The sequence below is a fragment of the Sorangium aterium genome (genome assembly GCF_028368935.1).
Lineage (GTDB): Bacteria > Myxococcota_A > Polyangia > Polyangiales > Polyangiaceae > Sorangium > Sorangium atrum.
Genome location: NZ_JAQNDK010000003.1, coordinates 1,144,387 through 1,161,101, shown reverse-complemented (window position 1 = coordinate 1,161,101; position 16,715 = coordinate 1,144,387). Strand labels below are relative to the sequence as shown.

At 72.3% G+C, this 16,715-nt stretch carries 12 protein-coding genes; 6 read left to right on the top strand and 6 right to left on the bottom strand.

The window, feature by feature from the left end; genetic code table 11:
* The first annotated feature begins 32 nt into the window (after nt 1-32).
* Together POL72_RS28600 and POL72_RS28595 are read left to right on the top strand one after the other, a co-directional pair.
* On the top strand, nt 33-1,130 hold the full coding sequence (locus tag POL72_RS28600; RefSeq protein ID WP_272099045.1) for an AI-2E family transporter: 1,098 nt from the start codon (nt 33-35) through the stop codon (nt 1,128-1,130).
* A gap of 45 nt (nt 1,131-1,175) precedes the next feature.
* Nucleotides 1,176-4,745 (top strand): ATP-binding protein, encoded by a 3,570-nt coding sequence (locus tag POL72_RS28595; protein ID WP_272099043.1) that lies wholly within the window; start codon nt 1,176-1,178, stop codon nt 4,743-4,745.
* On the opposite strand, the gene POL72_RS28590 is transcribed toward POL72_RS28595, so the two are convergent.
* Nucleotides 4,697-5,455, bottom strand: coding sequence for a hypothetical protein (locus tag POL72_RS28590; RefSeq protein WP_272099041.1), 759 nt, complete (start codon nt 5,453-5,455; stop codon nt 4,697-4,699). The genes POL72_RS28595 and POL72_RS28590 overlap by 49 nt on opposite strands.
* Nucleotides 5,456-5,579: 124 nt before the next feature.
* Nucleotides 5,580-6,455 carry a DNA-formamidopyrimidine glycosylase family protein gene (locus POL72_RS28585; RefSeq protein ID WP_272099039.1) on the bottom strand — a complete coding sequence of 292 codons (876 nt, stop codon included), beginning with the start codon at nt 6,453-6,455 and terminating at the stop codon, nt 5,580-5,582.
* Between the two features lie 169 nt (nt 6,456-6,624).
* Between POL72_RS28585 and POL72_RS28580 the strand changes: the two genes are divergently transcribed.
* Nucleotides 6,625-7,875: an AgmX/PglI C-terminal domain-containing protein gene (locus POL72_RS28580; RefSeq protein WP_272099037.1), complete on the top strand. Its 1,251-nt coding sequence runs from the start codon at nt 6,625-6,627 to the stop codon at nt 7,873-7,875.
* A 56-nt stretch (nt 7,876-7,931) separates the two neighbouring features.
* Here the strand turns inward: POL72_RS28580 and POL72_RS28575 are convergent, their stop codons facing one another.
* The 4 genes from POL72_RS28575 to POL72_RS28560 all read right to left on the bottom strand — a co-directional run bounded on the left by POL72_RS28575 (nt 7,932) and on the right by POL72_RS28560 (nt 13,013).
* Nucleotides 7,932-9,539: a PAS domain-containing protein gene (locus POL72_RS28575; RefSeq protein ID WP_272099035.1), complete on the bottom strand. Its 1,608-nt coding sequence runs from the start codon at nt 9,537-9,539 to the stop codon at nt 7,932-7,934.
* A 198-nt stretch (nt 9,540-9,737) separates the two neighbouring features.
* Nucleotides 9,738-10,898 carry a PAS domain-containing protein gene (locus POL72_RS28570; protein WP_272099034.1) on the bottom strand — a complete coding sequence of 387 codons (1,161 nt, stop codon included), beginning with the start codon at nt 10,896-10,898 and terminating at the stop codon, nt 9,738-9,740.
* Nucleotides 10,899-11,123: 225 nt separating this feature from the next.
* A complete protein-coding gene (locus tag POL72_RS28565; protein WP_272099032.1) occupies nt 11,124-11,960 on the bottom strand; it encodes an SDR family NAD(P)-dependent oxidoreductase in 837 nt (278 codons plus the stop codon).
* Between the two features lie 120 nt (nt 11,961-12,080).
* A complete protein-coding gene (locus POL72_RS28560; protein ID WP_272099030.1) occupies nt 12,081-13,013 on the bottom strand; it encodes an AraC family transcriptional regulator in 933 nt (310 codons plus the stop codon).
* A gap of 346 nt (nt 13,014-13,359) precedes the next feature.
* On the opposite strand from POL72_RS28560, the gene POL72_RS28555 reads away from it, so the two are divergent.
* The 3 genes from POL72_RS28555 to POL72_RS28545 all read left to right on the top strand — a co-directional run bounded on the left by POL72_RS28555 (nt 13,360) and on the right by POL72_RS28545 (nt 16,679).
* Nucleotides 13,360-14,121: a hypothetical protein gene (locus tag POL72_RS28555; protein WP_272099029.1), complete on the top strand. Its 762-nt coding sequence runs from the start codon at nt 13,360-13,362 to the stop codon at nt 14,119-14,121.
* A 90-nt stretch (nt 14,122-14,211) separates the two neighbouring features.
* Complete coding sequence (locus tag POL72_RS28550) at nt 14,212-15,594, top strand: RNA polymerase sigma factor (protein ID WP_272099027.1); 1,383 nt, start codon at nt 14,212-14,214, stop codon at nt 15,592-15,594.
* A gap of 170 nt (nt 15,595-15,764) precedes the next feature.
* Entirely contained in the window at nt 15,765-16,679 is a 915-nt protein-coding gene (locus tag POL72_RS28545) for a hypothetical protein (protein ID WP_272099025.1), read from the top strand.
* Nucleotides 16,680-16,715 lie beyond the last annotated feature (36 nt).

The following is a 16,715-nucleotide window of genomic DNA, read 5'->3' as shown; positions in this document are numbered from 1 at the left end:
CAGCAGCGAGGTTGGCCATGGGGATCTTCACGATGTCTCGTCGAGCTCAGATGGTCGTGGTCGCGGCGGCGGCGGTCGTCGTCATCGTGGGGCTGCGCTACGCAGAGCCGTTCCTCGTGCCGGTGCTGTTCGGCGTGGCGCTCGCGGCGATCTCGTCGCCCATCGCGACCTGGGTGACCCGCCGCGGGCTGCCCGCGGCCCTCGGGGCGCTGGCCGCGCTCGTGGTCGACCTGGCGATCCTGGTCTTCGTCGGGGCGGTCGTCACCATCGCCGGGGTGGAGCTGGAGGAGAAGGTGCCGGCCTACCTGGTCCGGATGTCCTCGATGACCGGCGCGCTCGCCATGACGCTCACGGAGCGCGGCTTCCCGGTGAACCCGGAGTTCCTGTCGCGCACGCTGCACACGGCGTCCCTGGTCCCGCTCCTCGGCGGGGCCGCGGTCACGGTCGCCAGCGCGGCGTCGAGCCTGGGGGTGGTGCTCCTCGTCGTGTTCTTCGCGCTCTGCGAGGGCGCCGGCGCGGGCGCGAAGGTGCGGCGGCTGCTCTCGACCCCTGCGCGAGGGCTCGAGCACGTCGATCGCATCGTGCGGGAGGTGAAGAAGTATCTCGTGGTGAAGACGCTGACGAGCCTGCTCGTCGCCGTCCTCGCCTATGTGCTCCTGGTCCTCCTGGGCGTGGACCTGGCGCTCCTCCTGGCGTCGAGCCTGTTCGTCCTGCACTTCATCCCCAACATCGGCGCCGCGGTGGCGACGATCCCGGCCGTGCTCGCCGCGCTCGCCAGCCAGGGCCCCGGCACCGCGGCCCTCGTGGCGGTCGGGTACCTGCTGATCAACCTGCTGGTGGGCAACGTGCTGGAGCCGCGGGTGCTGGGGCGGACCCTGGGACTGTCGCCGCTCGCCGTCCTGATCGGCATGCTCTTCTGGGGCTGGCTCTGGGGGCCGGCGGGAGCGCTGCTGTCGGTGCCCATCATGATGGTCGCGAAGATCACGCTGGAGAACGTGGAGGGACTGTCGTGGGTCGCGCGCATCATGGAGCCCGCGCCCGAGGAGCCAGAGACGGCGCCCGCCAGCGGCGAGCCGGCGCCGAGCTCGCTGCTGCGGCCGAGCGTCGCGGGGGCGCGGAGATCCGGGTAGCGGTGGGTGGTCTCGTGCACCAGGTCTTCTCTCAAAGATCTGCACATGTCCACGAGCGCCATGACGAGCACGAAGCTGCATCAGCGATCGGAGGGCGAGCAGGCGCTGCCCGCGAGCGCCGACTTCCGCGCCATTTTCGAGGGGCTCCCGGGAAACTATGTCGTGCTCCGTCCGGACTTCACCATCATCGCCGCGAGCGATGCCTTTCTCCGGGTCGCGAACACCCGGCGCGAGGAGCTCCTGGGTCGCAACGCCTTCGATGCCTTCCCTGACAATCCGGACGATCTGCACGCGACCGGGACAAGGAACCTGCGCGCCTCGTTCGAGCGTGTGATCCAGACGGGCGCCCCGGACAGCATGGCCGTGCAAAAGTACGATATCCCGCGCCCCGAAGCGGAGGGAGGCGGCTTCGAGGAACGGTACTGGAGCCCCTTGAACTCGCCCCTCCTGGGGCCGGACGGCAAGGTCGCGTACATCATCCACCGCGTCGAGGACGTGACCGAGTTCGTCCGGCTGAAGCAGCGCGGGATCGAGCAGGCCCGGCGCACGGAGGAGCTGAAGACGCGGGCGGAGCGGGTCGAGGCCGAGGTCTTCCTGCGGGCACAGGAGATCCAGCGCGCGAACGAGCAGCTCCGCGTGGCGAACGAGCAGCTCAGCCGGCTCGACGAGCTCAAGACCAGGTTCTTCTCGAACGTGAGCCACGAGTTCCGGACGCCGCTCACGCTCATGCTCTGCCCGATCGACGAGCTCCTGACCGGCGCGCCCGGCGGCCTCACCGGCAGGCAACGCGAGCTCGTCGAGCTCGCGCGCCGCAATGCGCGGCGGCTCCTCAAGCTCGTGAACAGCCTGCTCGACTTCGCCCGGATCGAGACGGCCCCTATGCGGATGGTCTACGAGGCGCTCGACCTCTCGGCGCTGACCGCGGAGGTGGCGAACTCGTTCCGCGCGACCATGCAGCGGGCGGGGCTCCGGCTCGTAGTGGACTGCCCGCCGCTTCCGGAGCGCATCTACGTCGATCGCGAGATGTGGGAGAAGATCGTCCTCAACCTGGTCTCGAACGCGTTCAAGTTCACGTTCGAGGGCGAGATCGCGGTCTCGCTGCGGTGGGGCGGCGACCACGTGCTCCTCGAGGTCCGCGATACGGGGACGGGGATCCCCGCCGACGAGCTCCCCCGGATCTTCGAGCGCTTCCACCGGATTCAGGGGGCGCCCGGGCGGAGCCACGAGGGCTCCGGCATCGGCCTCGCGCTGGTGCGGGAGCTGGTCCGGTTCCACGCGGGCGACGTCCACGCGACGAGCGAGGTCGGCCGGGGCAGCACGTTCACCGTCCGCATCCCCGCCGGATCCGCGCACGTGCCTGCGGAGCGCGCCGGCGTCGATCGGGAGCTCGGCATGACGGCGGTGACGGTCCAGGCGTTCGTCGAGGAAGCGTCGCAGTGGGGCGCCGAGGCCGCGCCGTCGGCGGAGCTGCCGCTGGGGTCACCGGCAAGCGCAGGACACGCGCGCCCGGCGGAGGGCCCCGCCGCAAGCGCAGGACACGCGCGCCCGGCGGAGGGCCCCGCCGCAAGCGCAGGACACGCGCGCCCGGCGGAGGGCCCCGCTGGCCACGTGCTGCTCGTCGAGGACAACCCCGACATGCGGAGCTACCTCCGGGACGTCCTCGCGACGCGGTGGACCGTGGAGGCCGTCGAGAACGGCGACATGGCGCTCTGCGCCGCGCGGGCGCGCGTGCCCGATCTCGTGCTCACCGACGTCATGATGCCCGGGCTCGACGGGTTCGGGCTCCTCGAGGCGCTGCGCGCCGATCCGAGGACACAGCTCGTCCCCGTGGTGCTGCTCTCGGCCCGATCCGGGGAAGCGTCGCGCGTGCACGGCGCCGAGGCGGGCGCGGACGATTACCTCGTCAAGCCGTTCTCGGTCCGCGAGCTGCTCGCGCGCATCGGCGGGCGCATCGAGATCGCGAGGCTCCGCCGCCAGGTCGCCGAGGACGTCGAGCGCCTCCGCGAGAGCGAGCAGCGCTTCCGCTCCCTCGCCGACTGCGCCCCCATGATGATCTGGATGTCCGGGCCTTCCGGCAGGTGCGAGTACGTCAACACGACGTGGCTGCGCTTCACGGGGCGCTCCCTCGAAGAGGAGCTAGGCGACGGCTGGCTCGACGCGATCCACGCGGACGAGCGCCCGCTCGTCGCGAGCGCGTGCGCCGAATCGATCGAGACGCGCGAGCCGTTCATGCTGGAGTGCCAGATGCTCCGCCGGGACGGCGAGAGCCGGTGGGTCGTGACGCAGGGCGCCCCGCGCTTCGGCGCGGCCGGAGCGTTCCTGGGGTTCGTCGGCTCGTCCCTGGACATCACCGAGCGAAAGCGCGTCGAGGACGCGCTGGCCGACGCGGATCGCCGGAAGGACGAGTTCCTGGCCATGCTCGCGCACGAGCTGCGCAACCCCATGGCGCCGATCTGCGTGGCCGTGGAGCTCATCCGGCGGAGGTGCCGCGGCGGGCCGCCGGACCCGCACGTCGAGGTGATCGCGCGGCAAACGAAGACCTTGATGCGCCTCGTGGACGATCTGCTCGACGTGTCGCGCATCACCCGGAGGAAGATCGAGCTCCGCAAGGATCGGATCGACGTCAACGCCGCCGTGGCGCGCGCCGTGGAGTCGACGCGCGAGCAGATCGAGGCGCGGCGGCACCAGCTCCGGCTCGCGCTGCCGAGGGCCGCCGTCCACGTCCTCGCGGACCCAGTCCGCCTCGAGCAGATCCTCGTCAACCTGCTCACCAACGCGTGCAAATACACCGACGTCGGGGGCCACATCGGGGTGACGGTCGAGCAGCGCGGGGACCAGGTGGAGCTGCGCGTCCGTGACGACGGGATCGGGATCGCCAGGGAGGTGCTGCCCCAGGTCTTCGAGCTGTTCCATCAGGCGGATCGCAGCCTCGATCGGGCGCCCGGCGGCCTCGGGATCGGGCTGACCATCGTCCGCGATCTGGTCGCCCTCCACGGCGGGAGCATCGAAGCGACGAGCCCGGGGCTCGGTCAAGGCAGCGAGTTCATCGTGCGCCTGCCCGTCGCGGCGGACGAGCGCCTGCCCGTCGCGGCGGACGAGCGCCTCCCCGCGGCGGCGGACGAGCGCCTCCCCGCGGCGGCCGTCGGGGCGACGTCCGCGCCCTCGAAGAACGGAGAGCAGCCGTCTCCCGCGGCGAGGAAGCTCCGCGTCCTCGTCGTCGAGGACAACGTGGACGCGGCCAGCACCCTCGCCGACGCCTTGCTGGCCCTAGGGCAAGAGGTGTGGATCGCCGGTGACGGCCCGCGCGCGCTGAGGGCCGCGGCCGAGCATCGGCCCGATCTCGTGCTTCTCGACATCGGGCTCCCTGGGATGGACGGCTACGAGGTGGCGCGTCGCCTGCGGGAGGCTGGGCTGTGCTCGGGCGCGCTCGTCGCGCTCACGGGGTATGGGCAGGCGTCGGACCGCCGCCGGGCCGAGGCGGCAGGGTTCGACGCCCACTTCGTCAAGCCGATGTCGCTGGACGCGCTCGCCGGGGTCGTCGACGCTGCCGCGGCGCCCGGAGCCCGTCAAGGCGCCGCGGACGGCGCCGGCGCGAGCCCGAAGACGCGCTCGTGACGGGCGCTCACGTGGCACCCCATGCACGAGGCGACGCGGCCGGCGGAGGTCACCTCGCCCGCGGGCGTGACCGTGCCGTAGACCCAGCCCGCGTCGGTGCCGGGGGTGTCCGGCGCGACCTTGAGCACCACGTAGGCGCCGGCGAGGCGCGACGCGCGGTAGACGCGATCGCCGTCGCGCAGGATGGGATCGAAATGATCCATGGCGTCCGGCGGGGTGGCGCCGGCGCCCGGGAGGGCGGCCGCCGCGCCGTCCTCCACCAGCTCGGGGACATAGCTCTCCTTGATCAGGACCTGCCCGACCGGCTGGGCGACGGGCGCCTGTCCCTCGACGAGCGGATAGCGATCGCGGTGCTTGGCGAACACCGAGTAGAGCTTGCGGGCGTGGCCGCCGTCCTCGGCGGCGCTCATGCGGACGCGGCCGGGCAGCGGCATCCGGCACAGCCAGGGCGCCCAGCGGAGCTCGTCGTCGACGCGCCCCCAGGGCTTGTAGTCGCGGAAGGCGGCGGCGATGAGCGGGGCGAGGCGGGGGTCGATCTCGGCCTCGGCGGTGCCGGTCTCCGGCGGTGAGCCCGGCGCATCTGCCGAGGAGGAGGAGACGGGGGCCGGAGGGGGCGTTGCGCTCCCGGCGTTGTCCGGGGTGATGGGCTCGTCCAGGGTGTTGCTGCACCCGGGCGCGAGCGCGAGGATCAGGAGCAGGGTGAGGCGCATGGAGCGGATCGTACGCTCAGAGCGCCGGAAAGGTCTGCCGGGCAGCACGGTTGCGCGCGACACGGGATCGCCCGGAACGCTGGTGTTCTTGCGCGCGCCGCAGCGCGCCCGCCGGCGGCCGAGTTCATGGCGCGGACGGAGCAGGCCCGGACGGCGGCGGCGCGGCACGGGTCGGCTGGCAATGGGGACAGAAGTAGGTCGATCGCATCATCGTCCCCTGCCGGCGCATCTGGACCGCAGCGCCGCAGTCGTAGCAGGCGCGCCCCTCGCGGCCGTACACGCTGACCGGCTTCCTGCGGTCTCCGCCGGCGCGCGTCGTGCGTGTGGCCGCGTAATGCGCGGTCGACCCACGGTACATGCCGGGGGGATCTCGCGGCTCGACATTGCTTTGCAGGAGGCGGCGGCCGACGTCGAGCATCGCGGAGAGCTCCTCGTCGGAGTACGCCCGGACCGGGGCGAAGGGGTCGAGCCGCGTCCGGAAGAGGAGCTCGCTCTTGTAGATGTTGCCGATGCCGGCGACGACGCGCTGGTCCATGACGGCGACGCCGAGGGGCACCTCGTCGAGGGCGCGGAGGCGGCGGAGCGCCTCGGCGGCATCGAAGGCGCCGCCGAGCAGATCCGGGCCGAGGCCGCCGAGGAGGCGATCGCCGCGCAATGCGCTCGCGCGGAGCAAGCGCGCGACGGGCGCGCGGAAGCAGACGGCGACGTAGCCCGGGACCGCGAGGATGGCCGACGCCGTCGCCTCGGACCGCTTCCAGCGCTCGCCATCGCGGTAGAGGTGCCAGGCCCCGCTCATGCGCAGGTGCGTGTGGAGGACGGTCCCCTCGTCGAAGAAGATGAGGAGGTTCTTGCCGCGCGCCTCCACGCGCTCGACGCGGCGGCCGACGAGCCGACGGCACGGCTGGTCGCTCCGGGGCAGCTCCAGCGCGACGACGCGCGCGCCCGTGAGCGCGGGGCCGAGGGCGGCGGCGATGCGGAAGAGGGTGTCGCCTTCAGGCATGAGCGGTGTCCGGAGGCTCTGGTACGGACCGGCCGGATCGCAAGGGGCACGAGCGGAAGAGTCAGGCCCTCACCGCATCGCCAGCCTCGCTTCGCGCTCGCCTGAACAGGTATGCTCGCATCCTCGAATCGCGGCGGTTCAGCGTCGCGCCCCTGGAGAGAGCCTCTCGATGCCTCACCCGACCTGGTGCCCCGCCGTCCTGCTGGCAGCGTCGCTCTGCGCGTGCGCCGCGCCTGCTCCCCCGCGCGCCCCGACCGAGCGTCCGATCGCCGTACCCATCGCGCCCGCGGCGCCGCCCGTCGCTCCAGAGGCCCCGCCCGACGCGGCCTCGCCGCCGGAGGTCGAGATCCGAGGCCACCAGATCCTCCTGGACGGCCGGCTCGTCGGCGACGCGAAGAGCATCGCCGAGCTCGGCCAGCTGACCAAGGTCGATGAGCTCTTCGAGCAGCTCCAGGCGCGGCGGGCCCGCGAGAGCGACCGCGGCGCGCCCGCGCAGGGCGAGATCGCCGTCGCCGCGGACGAATCGGTCGCCTGGATCGTCGTCGAGAGCGTCTCCCGCACGGCGGCCTTCGCGGGCTACCCCGTGGCGCTGCTTCGCACCGGCCCGGGCGGGCTCCGTTTCCGCACGCCCGTGCCCGGATCTCCCGGTGAGGACGCCTCGGAGCCGCCGTGGATCGAGATCGCCGTCGATGTCCGCGAACGCGACGTGGAGGTGAGCCTCTTCGAGCTGACCGTCTCCCCGCCGAGCGCCTCGGAGGGCGGCGGGTTCGTCCGGACGCTCGTGAAGCGCGAGGCGGTGGGCCCGCAGCGGGAACGCGCCTCCGCCGCGCTCGCGGAGCTCGCAGAAGCCGCGTGCGCCAAGGCGCCGCGGACCTGCCTCGACCGCATCGGCCTGCGCGCCGTGCCAGGAGCGAGCCTCGCCGACGTCAAGGAGGTCGTGTCGACCACGCTCAGCCGCGCCCGGCAATGGAAGGGGCGACAGCCGGCCTCGACGCCGGAGATCCTCATGCTCCGAGCCCTCCCCCGCGAAGGCAAGTTCACCGGGCCGCCAGGGGCGCCGCCCTCGTTTCGCGCGTTGTCGATGGAGGTCTCGGGCCGGCTGGCCCCCGAGGAGATCCGGAGCGTCGTGCGCGCGCGGTTCGGTGAGCTGCGCAAATGCTACGAAGCCGGGCTGCGTCGCGATCCCAACCTCGCTGGCCGGATCTCGGTGCGCTTCGTCATCGGCAGGGACGGCAAGGTGACCGCTGTCGCCGAGGGCGATTTGCCGAACAGCCCCCCGCCCTCGCCCGCGAGCGCGCCCATGCCGGATCGCGCGGTCGTGAGCTGCGTGCTGCGCGAGTTCGAGAAGTTCACGTTTTCGGCGCCCGAGGGCGGCGTCGTCACCGTGGTGTATCCCATCATGTTCTCGCCGAGCTCGTGACGCCGGCGCGGTAGCGCGAGCGGCCGTCTCGCGCTGCGCGGACGGCTCCGCCGCGCTCAGGCCTGTCGATCGACGCGCGCACGGGGGGTGATCACATACCCCTTCCGCGCCAGCGCGTGCCGGAACCCGGCTTGCAGGTCCCGGTGCGTCGCCAGCTCGTCGAACTCGATGCCGAGCTCGATCACGGTCCGGGCGATGCTGGGCGAGGCGCCGACTACGCTGCACTCGGCCCCGAGCAGCCCCGCGGCGCGCGTGGCCTGGAGCAGGTGGTTGGCCACCGCGCTGTCGACCGACGTGACGCCGGTGATGTCGATGATGACGAACTCGGCGTGGTGCCGCTCGACCGCGGCGACGAGCGATTCGACGAGCTGGGCGCCGCGCGAGCTGTCCATCTGGCCGACGAGCGGGACGACGAGGATGCCCGGGTGGATGGGGATGCTCGGCGTCGAGAGCTCCTGGATGAGCTCGAGCAGCCGCCGCTGCGTCTCCAGGAGGATCGACTCCTGACGCTTCGCGTCCTCGATCTTCTTGCGCTCGGTGATGTCCTCGATGAGCCCGAGGAGATAACGGCCCTTGCCCTTGGCGTCCTCCATGGGGATCCACCGGGCGTGGCCGATGCGGTCCCCGAGGAGCTTCGACGGGATGCGTATCTCCGGCACCTCGACCGGCACGCCCCCCGCAAGCACGGCGCGGCTCTCGGCATCGATCTTCGCGGCCAGCGCCTGCGGCAAATAGTCGACGAGGCGCTTGCCGATCAGCTCTCCCGGCGCGTGCCCGTGGAACTCCTCGAACCTCCTGTTCACCCGCACGTAGCGGAGATCCGCAGCGTCCTTGACGAAGAGCAGGAGCGGGAGGTGCTCGATGATGCCGTCGAGGAGGACGCGCGTGCTGTCGAGCGACGCTTCGGTCGCCCTGCGCTCTGTGACGTCGTCGTAGACCACGGCGACGCACTGATCTCCGACGGGGAACGACCACGTCGTCATGACGCGCGTGCCCGCTTCCTGGGGGAGGACCAGCTCGCTCTCGTCGGTCCCGCCGCTGCGGATCAGCTCCGCCAGGCGCTGAGGAATGCCGAGCTGCCGAAGGCTGGGGACGCTCTCGTCCATGGTCCGGCCGAGCATCGCCGCGGTGGGCCTGCTGGCGATCCGCTCGGCAGCACGGTTCATGTAGACGTACCGGAGCGACCGGTCGTCCGCCGGGGCCTCGAGGGAGAGGAAGGTGCAGCCGAGGTGCACCGCCTCGACCACCTGCGCGCACCGGCGCTGGTGCTCCCGGACGCGGCGCTCGCCCTCATCGACGAGGCGGAGCAGCGCGCCGCGGCCGCCGCCGATCGTGCAGGCGAGCCCGCGGAGCACCCACCGCGGCGCGCCGGGGCCCTGGTCCGGCAGGTCGATGTCGGCTCGATCGACCTCGCCCGAGAGGAGCGCCTGGATCCGGGCGACGTCGGCGGCCGCGGGCGCCAGCGACAGCAGCACGCGATCGCCCTCCGGCGACAGCGGCAGGCTCGGGGCCCCGAGCCCCGCCAGGAGGAGATCGAGCTGCTCGTTCTTGCACAGGACAGCGCCCTGCGCGTCGATGACGAGCGCGGGGTCGTCCAGGGCCTCGATCAGGAGGCGCGGATCGATGCGGAGAGTCTCTGCTCTGTCTTCGGCTGTCGTGTGCACGCACCCACCCCGTGAGCCCGATGCGAGGCCGAGCGCGGCCCTCGCTGCAACCGGCGCATCATCGCTCCGTTGCCGCGCTTCTGCACCCTCCCGGTGCGCCGCATTCGCCGAAAAAAGGGAGACGGCGGCGCGCCGGAGGCGCTCTCCGGCGCCGCAGCGAGCTCGACCTTCGCTGGGGCCGCCGCGCGTGGGGCCCCGTCAGCTCGCGGTCACGCCGGCGCGGTTCTCCTGCGGCGGCTGCGGCGCCATGCGCCGGATACAGTAGCTCAGGGCAGCCCGCAGATCGCGCTGCGTCGCGATCGTCGAGAGATCGAGCCCCAGCGCGACCATCGTCTGCGCCACGTTCGGCTTGATGCCGGCCACGATGCCTTCGGCGCCGAGCAGGCGGATCGCCGCCACGAGCTCGATGAGATGGCTGGCCACCTTCGTGTCCACCACTTCGACCCCGGTCAGATCGAGGATCGCGAAATGGGCTTGTTTCTCCATGATGCGCGCGAGCAGCGCGTCCATCACCTCGGCCGTCCGCACGCTGTCGACCACGCCGATCATGGGGAGCGTCAGCACCCCGTTCCACACCTCGATGATCGGCGTGGAGAGGTTGCGAATCACCTCCTGCTGCTTCTCGATCTGGGTGATCCTGGCCCGCAGCTCGTCCTGCGCGCGCCTCACCGTGGTGATGTCGAGCGAGAACCCGAGCACCGAGTCGACCTCGCCGCGCCTGTTGAGCACGGGGACGACCCAGCTCTCCCAATGGACGCCGTGCGCCGTGTTGTGGTCATGGGCCATCGCGCCGGCGAGCGCTCCCCGCAAGATGATGCGGTCTTTCTCGGGATAGAGCTCGAGCAGGTTCTTCCCGAGGAGCTCGCCCCTCGCGAGCCCGGCGGCGTCGAGCCCCTTCCCGTCGTGGTAGATGACGGTCCCCTGGGTATCGATGGCCCAGATGGCGACCTGGAGGTTGTCCGCCAGACCGTCGAGGAGCCGCTCCTTGAGGCTCGGCTCGGCCCGGCTGCTCTCGCGGTCGGCGTCGACCTGCCGCAACGACCCGTGGATCGTGCCCCCTTCGGGCGCCCGGCTCGCGTTGCACGTCAGGCGCCGGTACGCCCCCTGGGCGTCCATCAGGCGCACATCGACCTGCACCGGCTCTATTTGCTCCTTCAGCCGGGTCCAGGCAGCGGCGAAGTCGGCTCGATCCTCCTCATGGACGAGCGCCGTGAGCGAATTGCCATGCTCTATCCCGGCCCCCAGCGCCTGACGGAGCGCGCGGCTCGATTGCAGCACATCCCCATCGACGCCCGCGATGAAGAGCATCTCTGGACAGGATGCAAGAAATGTATGCAGCAGCCCCGAAGTGGCGTCCATTTCGTTCGCCATCGTTTCCCTCCCGTAGTTCCCCCCGCAATAAGATGGCTGTATCAGAAGCGCATCGCGGTTGGGAAGCCGCGCTCGCGCCATGATGCGATGTTGGTGCGATGGACAACCGATCGGGGCCGGCGTCGAGGCGGGCGCCTGTGGGGCGGTCGTCGCGCCCTCTGCGCCGTGCCCCCGACTCGTCGGCTTGACCTGGCCAGGCTCAGGGGCTGTTGCTCAAGCTCCCTGGATAGGACCCGTCGGCAGCGCCGGACTTTCGCGCGCCCCAGCCCCGTAGCTCGGCAGCAGGTGCGGCCGTGCCGACGCGGCGACCCGCGACTCGATGAAGGCCGGAAAGAGCCCTGCGAGCCGCAGGAGGAGCCGGTAGACGGGGCTCGCCGCCGCCTGCCGGGGTGCCCGATCGACGGCCCGGAGCAGCGCCTCGACCGTGTACTCGACAGGCAGGCTCACCACGCCATCGAAGCGGACGCGGCGGCCAGACGCCGTGTCGGTGTGGGGCGCCACGAACACGACGACCTGAACGCCGAAGCGACCGACCTCGCCCCGGAGCGCGTGCGACCATGCGTTGAGCGCGGCCTTTGTCGCCGAATAATTGGCCGTCGTCGGCGACGCGACGATCCCGAGCATCGAGGAGACGTTCACGACGACGCCCGAGCGGCGCGCGAGCATCGACGGCAGGAGCGCGCGCGTCACCCGCACCGCGCCCCAGTAATTGAGATCCATCTCGGAGCGCTGGGTCTCCATTTTCTGTACCAGGAAGTCCGCCTGGTCGCAGGATCCCGCGTTGTTGATCACGACGTCGCACGGCCCCGCCTCGAGGAGCCGCGCGATCCCTCGCTCGACGCTCGCGTCGTCCGTCACATCCATCGGGGCGACCTCGGCCTTCCCGCCCGCGCGCGCGATCTCGCCGGCGAGCTCCCTCAGCGCGCCCTCGTCGCGGGCGGCGAGGGCCACCGTGTGCCCCTGCCTGGCGAGAGCGAGCGCGGTCGCGCGTCCGATCCCGCGCGACGCGCCGGTGACAAGGATTCGTTTCGAAGTGCTCAGCGTTCCCATCGCGCCTCCCGCAACCCTTTCCATGGTGGACCGGGCCATCCGGTCACGAGACACCGTACGGCCGGGGGCGCCGGCGTCGCATCTCCGGGGCTGCGGAGGAGTTCTCCTGGATTGCTGCGGTCAGCGGCGCGGCCTCACCTTGAACCAGAGCTCGAGGTCCACGCGGCCGCCCTCCGGCGCGTCCGTGACGTAGCGCTCGTGGGAGGTGAAGTCGTCGGGCGCGAGGCTGCTCTCCCTGAACCAGCACGAATAGATGCTGCGATACACCTCTGGAATCCCGGACACCTCGCCGGCATAGCGGAAGACGGCGTAGCGGCCCTCGCTCATCCGGCCGCGGAAGAGCGGGGGCGGCAGCGGGATGGCCTTCGGACAGGGCACGCAAGCGTGGTATCGACACAGCTCGGGGGCCGTGATCTGCGGACTGTCGTGCGGCACGCCCCAGGCATCCACGGCGTTTTCGCAGAGCCCGAGCTGCCGGGCGGCGGCGATGAGGTCCGACCAGAGGCGCTCGAGGGCCGAGAGGTCGTACCCGCCCGGGCTGGCGAGGCATGCGAAATCGAGCCCGCTCGTGGTCTCGAAGCGGACCCGCGCGCTCCACGCCGCCGCCTCGCGGCGCCGCTCGTCGACCCCGCGCTCGGGCGGGAGCGTGTAGAGCTCTTCCGGCCGAAAGTCCTTTCCGTAGAGCGACGTGAGCTTCCCGATCGCGACGGGGAGGCCGCGCTCCGGGCTCCGCACCTGCGACGGGCTGCAGCCGAAGTGCGCCGCAAACGCCTTGGAGAAGTTCGACGCGGAGGAGTACCCGGACGAGAGCGCCACATCCGTGATGCTGCGGTCCGGCTCGTACGCGAGCCGCAGCGCCGACTGCTCGAGCCGCCTCCGGGTGATGAACCGCCCGATCGGCTCGCCGACCGCCGCGTGGAACACCCGGTGGAAGTGGAACTCGCTGAGGCGCGCCGCGCGCGCGACGTCTGCGACCGTGATGGGCCTCTCGAGGTTCGCGGCGATGAAGCGGAGCGCGCGCTCGATCTCGGGCCGGTGGGCGGACTCGGTCACGACGACCTCCGCGAGGCGGCAATCGCGGCCGCGAGCGGCGTGCCCGGAGCGCGTGGGCCTTCGAATCGCATGCCCGCAGTCTAGCGCGGCGGTCACCCGCTTCGGATACGGGCCCACCTCGGCGTCTTCGGTGCTCAGCGCACCGGAGCGCGCTTGCGCGCCGAAAACGCCGATCTGGGCCCGTCTCCTGTGCGGGTGACCGCCGCTCTGCTCCGGTGCAGAGGTGGGCGGAGACCGCTGTGGAACGGCTCCGGCCGGAGAGGCGATCCGAGGTCAGGGCGACCTACCTGTTCACCCCCGGCGCGGCTACGCTGGCCGCTCCAGACCACGCCGGGCTGCGCTGCCGATGAACACCACCCTCGATCTCCTCGACCTCGATGTATCCTACGCTTACACGAGCGCTGTCCGGCTCCTCAGCCTGGACAGGGCAACGCCTTTCTGGCCCGATCTCGGGCTCCGCATCGACGACGTCGAGGCGGTGAAGACGGCCGCGCGCCGCTGCGTCCGGGCGGAGATCGCGATCGAGGCGCTGGACGACGAGGAGCGGGACTACGAGGGCATGATCGCGGTGCACATCGCGGCGTTCCTCGCCGAGGTGGAGCGCTCCCAGGGCACGGCGGCTGCGGCGCAGATCCGCGCGTGGATCGAGGAGCGCTACTTCGTCCTCGACCGGCTGCCGGACTGGCGGACCATGTGGCAGGTGCTCGTCGTGTGGCTATCGCGCCGCAAGGAGCACCGCGTCGCGCGCTTCGGCCTGCCGCTCGACAAGATCGCGAAGCTCCTCCAGATCGCCCGAGCCTGGGCGGAGACCGAGGACGCGCTGGAGCGGCGCATCGACGAGGCGGAAGCGCTCCCGCTGGAAGGATGGGACGCCGAGGCCTACGCGGCGTACCGCGGCGACGACTCCGACCTGAGCCCCCTCACCGCGCTGTCGCAGCACCTGTCCGCGCTCGAGTTCGAGCGCACCTGGGGGGCGATCCGCCGGCTGCTCGGCCCGGCGGAAATGGACGCGCTCGACCGCTGGGGTCAGGCCGAGGTGCTGGCCCACATGGAGACGATCTCGCCCCACTCGGCGCGGATCCCGCCGGAGAGCCGCAGCCTGTCATGAGCGCGACGCTCGCCGCAGGAGCGCCTCCGTCCCGTGCGCCGGGCCGTGCGTTTTCCAAACAGACCCGAAGAGCTCCCCGCAATTCTGGGTATGAGCACCCACGTTCCTCCCGCCGCTGACGCCTCCCGCACCGCTACATGGAATTCCGTCCACGCCGCAGCGCTCGAAACCCTCCCGCGCTCGCTCCGGCTCCTGGGGGTCGCCGCGCCCGACGTGGAGGACCTGGTCCAGGACGTCCTCCTTGCGGCGTACGAGAGCCTGGATCGGTTCGATCCCGACTACCCGGCCTCCGCCTCGTCGTCGCCTCCGCGCGAGGCGGACGCGGCCGGCGAGCCGCCGCAGCGGGATGGCCGGCGCCCGCGCGGCAGCGCGGAAGCCCGATGGCTCTTCGGGATCGCGTGGCGGAAGGTCAGCAAGCACCTGGAACGCGCCTACCGCCGCCGCGAGGTGCCGGACGGCTTGCACCCCGCGCCGCGCGGCCACGCCGTCGATCCCGCGCCGAGCAGCGAGCAGCGCGTCGTCGAGCGAGAGCGGCTGGAGCTCGCGATCGACGTGTTGAGCACGATCGCCCCCGAGCGGAGGGTCCTGCTCGTCCTGCACGAGGCCTGCGAGGTGCCGATCGTCGAGATCGCGCGCGAGCTCGGCATCAACTACAACACCGCCGCCAACCGGCTGCGCCTGGCCCGTGAGGACTACCGCGCCGCCGTCGCGCGGCTCCGCCCGGACCAGCGGGAGGCGCTGCGCGCGTGCTGGCTCCCGTTCCCGCTGGCGTCGGAGTTCCTGGCGCGCGATGGCGGCGCGAGCACCATGGCGCAGGCGGCACCGCCGCCGGCGCCTGCGCCGCCTGCGGCATCCGCACCGCCGGCGCCTGCGCCGCCTGCGGCACCCGCACCGCCGCCGGCAGCGCCTGTGCCGCCAGCTCCGCCCGGACCGCCGGCACCGCCGCCGCGTTCGCCTGCCACCTCGGCCCTGCCACGGAGGCCTGGCCGGATCGGCGTCGCCCTCGGGTCGGCTGCGGCGGGCGTCGCCGGAACGGTCGCCGTGCTGACCGCCCTCGCGCCGCCGCCGGCCCTCTGGGCTCGCCGCTTCGGGCCGGTGCTGCCCGAGTTGCGGCCCGCGGGCGGCGCCTGCCTCGCAGCGCCCCCGCCGCAGCAGGCGCCCGAGCCGGGGCCCGTCGCTCGCGCGCCCGAGGCGCCCCACCGCCCGTGCCCTGCTGCTCCGCGGGCGGCGCCACGGGCCATCGAGGCCAGCGAGCGCGATGACTCGTTCGCGGAGGAACTGCGGCTGCTCAGCGCGGCGCGAGAGCGCCTCACCGCCGGTGATGCGGCGGGGGCGCTCCGGCAGATCACCGCGCACGAGCAGCGGTTTCCCGGGGGCCAGCTGAAGAACGTGCGGGAGCGGCTTCGCACGGTCGCCCTGGCGCGCCTCGCCGCTCCGAAGCAGGGCGCGCCGGGGAGCGAGCCGTCGCGATGAGCGGGCCCTGCGCCAGACCGAGGCTCGGCGCGCGCCTGGCCCGGTGCGGCATCGGTCCGCGCGGGGGCGCGAGGTGGCTGGCGCGCGCTGCCGTCGCCGCGGCCACGGCGGCCACGGTCCTGCTGTGCGTCGCCGCGGCGCGCGCCGCGCCGGATCTGCCGCAGGCTGCGATGCGGCTGGAGGTCGTGCGGGGCCCCGGCGCCGAGGGCTGCGCCGACGAGGCGCTCCTGCGCGCCGAGGTGGCGCGCGGGCTCGGCGGCGATCCGTTCGAGGACGACGCGTCGCGGGTGCTCACGGTCAGCATCGCGCAGGAGGGGCCGGAGCTCACCGCCTTAATGGCCCTGCGCGAGAGTGAGGATGCGGGCGATACAGCCTGGGCCGAGGGGTTCAGCACCCGGCGCGGCTGCGCGGAGCTGATCTCCGGTGTGGCCCTCGCGATCGTGGCGCAGATCCTGAACGCGCCGGAGCGGGCGCCATCGCCCTCCGAGCGCTCGCTGCCGCCTTCAACGCCGCTTCCGCAGGCGCGCCGGACCGCGCCGGAACCACCGCTGCATGAGGCGATGCCAGCGCCGACAGAGCGCTGGCGGCTGGAGGCGGGGCTCGGGGCGACGCTCGGCCTGGGGATCACACCGGGGGCCGCGGCTGGCATGACCATGTCCGTCGGCGTTCGCCGGCCCGACTGGTCGGTCGCGGTGGAAGGACGGGGGCTGGTCTCACTGGCGAAGGAGGTCGAGGGCATGCGCTTGGGGACGACGGCCTTCACGGCAGCCACCGTGACCTGCCTTCGCGGCCGCCACCTGTTCGGCTGCGGACTTGCGACGCTCGGCGCTGTCCGGTTCGTCCCAGAAGATCCGTGGAACATGCGTGTACGCAGCACGGCCCTGTTCGGAATAGGGGCGCGGTTTGGCAGCGCGTGGCGACTCTCCGACAGATGGTCTGTGCACGGCTACGCGGAAGCGATCTGGATCGTGGAAGACGCGTTGCTCAGGCGCCAGGTGGACCATGCCGTAACGCCAGCGCCGCTCTATTGGACGTCGCCGCCGCTTGGAGCAGCCTTCGGACTGGGCGTTACGGCCACCTACTGAGCGGACATGCGAAACGGAATCCAACGCCGCGAGGAA

Coding starts and splice junctions, on each gene's coding strand:
- POL72_RS28600 (WP_272099045.1), top strand. CDS start 33: ATGTCTCGTCGAGCTCAGATGGTCGTGGTCGCGGCGGCGGCGGTCGTC.
- POL72_RS28595 (WP_272099043.1), top strand. CDS start 1,176: ATGTCCACGAGCGCCATGACGAGCACGAAGCTGCATCAGCGATCGGAG.
- POL72_RS28580 (WP_272099037.1), top strand. CDS start 6,625: ATGCCTCACCCGACCTGGTGCCCCGCCGTCCTGCTGGCAGCGTCGCTC.
- POL72_RS28565 (WP_272099032.1), bottom strand. CDS start 11,960: ATGGGAACGCTGAGCACTTCGAAACGAATCCTTGTCACCGGCGCGTCG.
- POL72_RS28550 (WP_272099027.1), top strand. CDS start 14,212: ATGAGCACCCACGTTCCTCCCGCCGCTGACGCCTCCCGCACCGCTACA.
- POL72_RS28585 (WP_272099039.1), bottom strand. CDS start 6,455: ATGCCTGAAGGCGACACCCTCTTCCGCATCGCCGCCGCCCTCGGCCCC.
- POL72_RS28545 (WP_272099025.1), top strand. CDS start 15,765: ATGCGGCTGGAGGTCGTGCGGGGCCCCGGCGCCGAGGGCTGCGCCGAC.
- POL72_RS28570 (WP_272099034.1), bottom strand. CDS start 10,898: ATGGACGCCACTTCGGGGCTGCTGCATACATTTCTTGCATCCTGTCCA.
- POL72_RS28555 (WP_272099029.1), top strand. CDS start 13,360: ATGAACACCACCCTCGATCTCCTCGACCTCGATGTATCCTACGCTTAC.
- POL72_RS28590 (WP_272099041.1), bottom strand. CDS start 5,455: ATGCGCCTCACCCTGCTCCTGATCCTCGCGCTCGCGCCCGGGTGCAGC.